Below are 6,106 nucleotides of genomic sequence, written 5' to 3'. Positions count from 1 at the left end.
CTGTACATCGGGGGTAGGCGCTGAAGCTGGACAGTAGAAAAACTCAAACATTCTAAATGGATTGTTTGAGTTTTTTTATAATTAAATTAGTATAACTCAAACATCTTGAGTATGACTGAAAAGATATAAAAAATGTAAAAAATAATTTAATTAGTATGACATAATTATAGATTTTTCGTAAATAGTGTGTTACATTTATAACAACTTTTCTTCGATGCAGGATGTTTTAATGCTTTAATTGAATAAATTACTCTACATAGAAGATAAGGGAAGAGGTCGAATGTTAAAAAAAATCTTAAAATCATATGATTATACTTTGGTTATTGCTGTTATACTATTATCGGTTTTTGGCCTGATCATGATTTATAGTGCAAGTATGGTTACAGCTGTACAGCGCTGGGGGTATCCAAGCGATTATTTTTATGATAAGCAAAAGCTTCATCTTATTTTATCAGCAATTGCATTTATGTTTATGGCTATTTTTCCGTATAAAGCAATGTTAAGCAATAAAATTCTCGTACCAATGGTTTTTCTTTCATTAGCTGGCTTATTTGCAATCTATCTTTTTGGACATGCTACCAATAATGCTCAGAGCTGGTTTAAGTTTGGCAGCAGAAGTATTCAGCCTTCTGAATTTGTTAAACTCACAGTTATTATTTATTTATCTGCTGTATATGCAAAGAAACAATCTTATATAAACGAGTTTAATAAGGGAGTAGTCCCCCCGCTTGCTTATTTGTTTCTTGCTTGTTTATTTGTAGCAATTCAGCCTGACTTTGGAACTGCTGCTATCATTTTTGCTATTGCTGTGGTTATCATTTTTTCTTCAGGTATGAGCTATAAAAATGTCCTTAAACTTGGTACTATTGGCATCCTAATTGTAGCGCCTCTCGTACTTATCATGAAGGATAAGATTTTTACAAAGGTACGTATGGGGCGTATAGAAGCATTTCAAGACCCATTTCAAACCGATTTTGGCTACCATTTGGTTAATTCATATTTAGCACTCGGTGCTGGTGGACTAAAAGGTTTAGGACTAGGCCAAAGTATTCAAAAGCTAGGATATTTACCTGAATCCCATACTGACTTTATTATGGCGGTTATTGCTGAAGAGCTTGGTGTTTTTGGTGTTTGCTTTGTATTACTTCTTATTGGATATTTAGTTCTTCGAGGGTTGTATATAGGGCTAAAATGTATGGATCCTTTTGGCAGTTTACTAGCAATTGGGATTTCTAGTATGATAGGTATTCAATCTTTTGTTAATCTCGCTGGAATCTCAGGCGTTATTCCTTTAACAGGTGTTCCGTTGCCTTTCATAAGCTACGGAGGATCATCCATTTTACAGCTTTCTATGGCAATGGGGATTCTTGTCAATATTTCGATGTTTGTTACTTATGAACAAAAGTATAAAGGGACTGCAGAGAAAGAGCAGCAGGGGCAAAAAAGAAATGTTCCAAATCGGGTCTATCAATATCGTAAATAAGTGTCAGTATATCTGCACTTGTTAATAAATTACGGCTAACGGCTATACAACAGCCGTAGCACAGCTTCAATTTCCAGAAAAATCAAAAAGTAAAGATGAGGTGTTTCTCTTGAACCAACGTATCAACAAAGTGTTAGTGGCTAACAGAGGTGAGATTGCTATTCGGGTATTTAGAGCATGTACTGAATTAAATATCCGGACAGTAGCTATATATTCGAAAGAGGATTCTGGATCCTATCATCGATATAAGGCAGATGAAGCCTATTTAATAGGAGAAGGAAAAAAACCGATCGATGCCTATTTAGACATTGATGGAATTATTGAAATTGCTAAAAATAGTGATGTAGATGCTATTCACCCGGGTTACGGATTTTTGTCCGAAAATATCCATTTTGCTAGACGTTGTGAGGAAGAAGGGATCATCTTTATTGGCCCGGAATCTCGTCACTTGGATATGTTTGGAGATAAGGTTAAAGCTAGAACACAAGCACAGCTTGCAGAAATCCCTGTTATCCCAGGCAGTGATGGCCCAGTAAACGGTTTAGATGAAGTAATAAGCTTTGGAAAGAATTATGGATTCCCAATTATTATTAAAGCTTCTCTCGGCGGCGGCGGCAGAGGGATGAGAATTGTTAATAATCTTGAGGAAGTTAAGGAATCATACGAACGTGCAAAATCAGAAGCTAAAGCTGCATTTGGCAATGATGAGGTTTATGTTGAGAAATTTATTGATAAACCGAAGCATATCGAGGTTCAAATCATTGGAGATAAGCACGGAAATATCGTTCATTTATATGAAAGGGATTGCTCCGTACAACGCCGTCACCAAAAAGTAGTTGAAGTTGCCCCATGTGTATCTCTTTCTCCTAAACTAAGAGATGAGATTTGTGAAGCTGCATTGAGATTGATGAAAAAGGTTGACTATATTAATGCAGGTACAGTTGAATTTTTAGTATCTGGTGATGAATTTTTCTTTATCGAAGTGAATCCGCGTGTCCAAGTTGAGCATACAATTACTGAAATGGTTACAGGGATTGATATTGTTCAAACCCAAATTTTTGTTGCAGCGGGCCATTCTCTTCATAGTGGAGTAGTTGGAGTTCCAACACAGGAAAATATTCATGTGAATGGGTATGCCATTCAATCTCGTGTAACAACAGAAGATCCATTGAATAATTTTATGCCTGATACTGGAAAGATTATGGCTTACCGATCTGGCGGTGGCTTTGGAGTTCGGCTTGATGCGGGTAATGGGTTTCAAGGTGCGGTTATTACACCTTACTATGACTCATTGCTTGTTAAATTATCAACACAGGCAATGACTTTTGAACAAGCTGCTGCAAAAATGGTTCGGAATCTTCAGGAGTTTAGAATCCGCGGAATCAAAACAAATATTCCATTCTTAGAGAATGTAGTAAAACATGAAAAGTTTATTAAAGGGGAGTACAACACTTCCTTTATTGACAAAACTCCAGAGTTATTCTTGTTCCCAAAACGAAAAGATCGTGGAACAAAAATGCTCTCATATATTGCGAACGTTACAGTGAATGGTTTCCCTGGTATTGAAAAAAGAAAGCGGCCAGTATTTGATCAGCCAAGAATACCGACATTAAGCAGCGAATTGCAATACAAGCAAGGAACGAAACAAATTTTAGAACAACATGGAGCTAATGGTCTTGTTAAATGGATAAAAGAACAGAAGGAAGTACTTCTTACTGATACAACATTCCGTGATGCTCATCAATCATTATTAGCCACCCGTGTTCGAACAAATGATATTAAACAGATAGCTGAACCAACAGCAAAATTATTGCCAGGTCTGTTTTCTTCTGAAATGTGGGGAGGAGCTACATTTGATGTCGCCTACCGCTTCTTGAAAGAAGATCCTTGGGAAAGATTGCTGACGTTAAGAGAGAAAATGCCAAATATCTTATTCCAAATGCTTTTACGGGGTTCTAATGCTGTTGGCTATGCGAATTATCCAGACAATGTTATACGTGAATTTGTTGAAAAGTCATCACAAGCTGGAATCGATGTATTCAGAATTTTCGATAGCCTTAACTGGATCAAAGGGATGGAAGTAGCGATTGATGCTGTACGCCAGAATGGGAAAATTGCTGAAGCTGCTATTTGTTATACTGGTGATATTACCGACCCTTCAAGATCGAAATATCATATTAATTATTATAAAGAGTTAGCTAAAGAACTTGAGAATCAAGGTGCGCATATTTTAGGCCTTAAGGATATGGCCGGCTTATTAAAACCGCAGGCAGCCTACCAGTTAATTTCTGAATTAAAAGATACGGTCAATATTCCAATTCATCTTCATACACATGATACAAGTGGAAATGGAATATTTATGTACGCAAAAGCAATTGAAGCTGGAGTTGATATCGTTGATGTTGCTGTTAGTTCAATGGCGGGATTAACCTCGCAGCCTAGTGCCAATTCCTTATATTATGCATTAGAGGGTACTGACCGAAAACCAAATATTAATATCGATGCTTTAGAACAATTATCTTACTATTGGGAAGATGTAAGAAAATACTATCGAGATTTCGAAAGCGGTATGATTTCTCCACATACAGAAATCTATAAGCATGAAATGCCGGGTGGTCAGTATAGTAATCTTCAGCAGCAAGCTAAAGGTGTGGGGCTTGGGGAAAAATGGGATGAAGTTAAGGAAATGTATTCCCGTGTAAACCTTATGTTTGGTGATATTGTAAAGGTTACACCATCTTCTAAGGTAGTTGGGGATATGGCATTATATATGGTTCAAAATCAATTAACAGAAGAAGATGTTATTAATAAAGGGATGACTTTAGATTTTCCAGACTCAGTTGTTGAGCTATTTGAAGGATATCTTGGGCAGCCATATGGCGGATTTCCAAAAGAACTTCAAAAGGTAGTCTTGAAAAATAAAGAGCCAATTACAGTTCGTCCTGGGGAGCTATTAGAAGATGTTGACTTCGAAGCATTGAGAGAAAAGCTCTTCAAAGAGCTTGGCAGACAAGTGACAAGCTTTGACATGCTTGCATATGCCCTCTACCCAAAGGTTTTTATTGATTATACTAAAATAGTAGAGAAATTTTCGGATGTCTCTGTCCTTGATACTCCAACCTTTTTATTTGGAATGAGGTTAGGTGAAGAGATTGAGATAGAAATAGAGACTGGAAAAACATTAATTGTAAAGCTTATTTCAGTCGGTCAGCCACAAGCTGATGGAACAAGAATTGTCTATTTTGAATTGAATGGGCAAGCTCGTGAAGTTGTTATTAAGGATGAAAGTATTAAAGCAACAGTAGTGTCAAAAATAATGGCAGATCCACATAATGAAAGCCATATTGGGGCATCGATGCCAGGAACGGTTATTAAGGTTTTAGTTAAAAAGGGCGAAAAGGTTGAAAAAGGCGATCATTTAATGATTACAGAAGCAATGAAAATGGAAACAACCGTACAAGCTCCGTTTTCTGGAGTAATTGAAGATATTTATGTTTCAAACGGGGAAGCCATTCAAACAGGGGATCTGCTAATCGAAATTTCAAAATAAAAAAGGAAGAGTTGCAGTTGAAATGAACTGCAACTCTTCCTTTTTGTTCTTTATTGTACTGTAACTGGCGGTGCTGAAGGGAGCTTATTATCTTCCTTTACTTTCTCAAGTGAAAGGGCGTTTCTCTTGCTGCGTGAGGAAAGAAGAATAAAGTAACTTAAAACACCAAATAAACAAGAAATAAAGAAGGCGTGTGCCAATGCTATATATAAATTTAATTTCGATAATACAACTAAGGCACCTGCAATCACTTGTAAAGACACTAGAATAAAGGAAATAATCCAGCCCCAGTAAACCACTTTTTGATCTTTATAATGTTTAACAGCAATATAGGTAATATAGGCAATCCATAAAAATATGATTCCAGCTGCGGCACGATGCCCCATTTGTACCCATTCATACATATTTGTAGGTAAGGAAAAGGAGTTGTTAATGCAGAGCGGCCAATCTCTGCACACTAAACTTGCATTAACGTGTCTGACAAGGGCTCCTGTATAAACGACAATATAGCTGTATATTGTAACGCCAATTATATGCTTCTTCATTCTATTGTCGAGGACAATCTTTTCGGCTTCAAACTTTTTATCAACTTCAAAAATGAGAAGTGTGAGCAGCAGAACCGTTGAAAAGGAAATTAATGAAATACCAAAATGCAAGGCAAGAACAAAATCAGATTGTCCCCATTTAACAGCGGCAGCTCCAATTAATCCTTGAAGGACTAGAAAAAAGAAAGAAGTAATAGATAGAAATTTAGTTTCACGAATATGGCCAATAGCGCGCCATGTCCAAACAGAAAGGATTAGAACCATGATCCCTACACCACCCGAGACTACCCTATGGGCAAGCTCGATAATTAATTCAGGTGTTATATTCTTTGGAAGAATTTCACCATGACAGAGCGGCCAAGAATCTCCGCACCCCATGCCGGAATCTGTTTTTGTAACAAGAGCTCCGCCTAAAAGGACTAACAGCATCCCAATTGTTGTTAAAACGGCGAACCATTTAAGTGATCGTTGCAAAGTGCTACACCCTCTTCTAAATAATTCTTTAATTTGTAATAGGAGGTAATTGAC

Annotated in this window: 3 protein-coding genes; 2 read left to right on the top strand and 1 reads right to left on the bottom strand. The window is 37.0% G+C overall.

The window, feature by feature from the left end:
* Positions 1–280 precede the first annotated feature (280 nt).
* Positions 281–1,483: an FtsW/RodA/SpoVE family cell cycle protein gene (locus tag V7127_RS25230; RefSeq protein ID WP_335490882.1), complete on the top strand. Its 1,203-nt coding sequence runs from the start codon at positions 281–283 to the stop codon at positions 1,481–1,483.
* Between the two features lie 109 nt (positions 1,484–1,592).
* The gene (pyc, locus tag V7127_RS25225) at positions 1,593–5,033 is read left to right on the top strand and encodes a pyruvate carboxylase (protein ID WP_335490879.1); all 3,441 of its coding nucleotides are present in this window, start codon (positions 1,593–1,595) and stop codon (positions 5,031–5,033) included.
* Positions 5,034–5,083: 50 nt separating this feature from the next.
* Here the strand turns inward: pyc and V7127_RS25220 are convergent, their stop codons facing one another.
* A complete protein-coding gene (locus V7127_RS25220; RefSeq protein WP_335490884.1) occupies positions 5,084–6,052 on the bottom strand; it encodes a COX15/CtaA family protein in 969 nt (322 codons plus the stop codon).
* Between the last annotated feature and the right edge of the window lie 54 nt (positions 6,053–6,106).

The sequence above is a fragment of the Bacillus sp. JJ1773 genome, assembly GCF_036962035.1.
Classification (GTDB): domain Bacteria; phylum Bacillota; class Bacilli; order Bacillales; family Cytobacillaceae; genus Cytobacillus.
The sequence above is the reverse complement of the archived record's forward strand: the minus strand, read 5'-3'. Positions and strand labels throughout refer to the sequence as shown.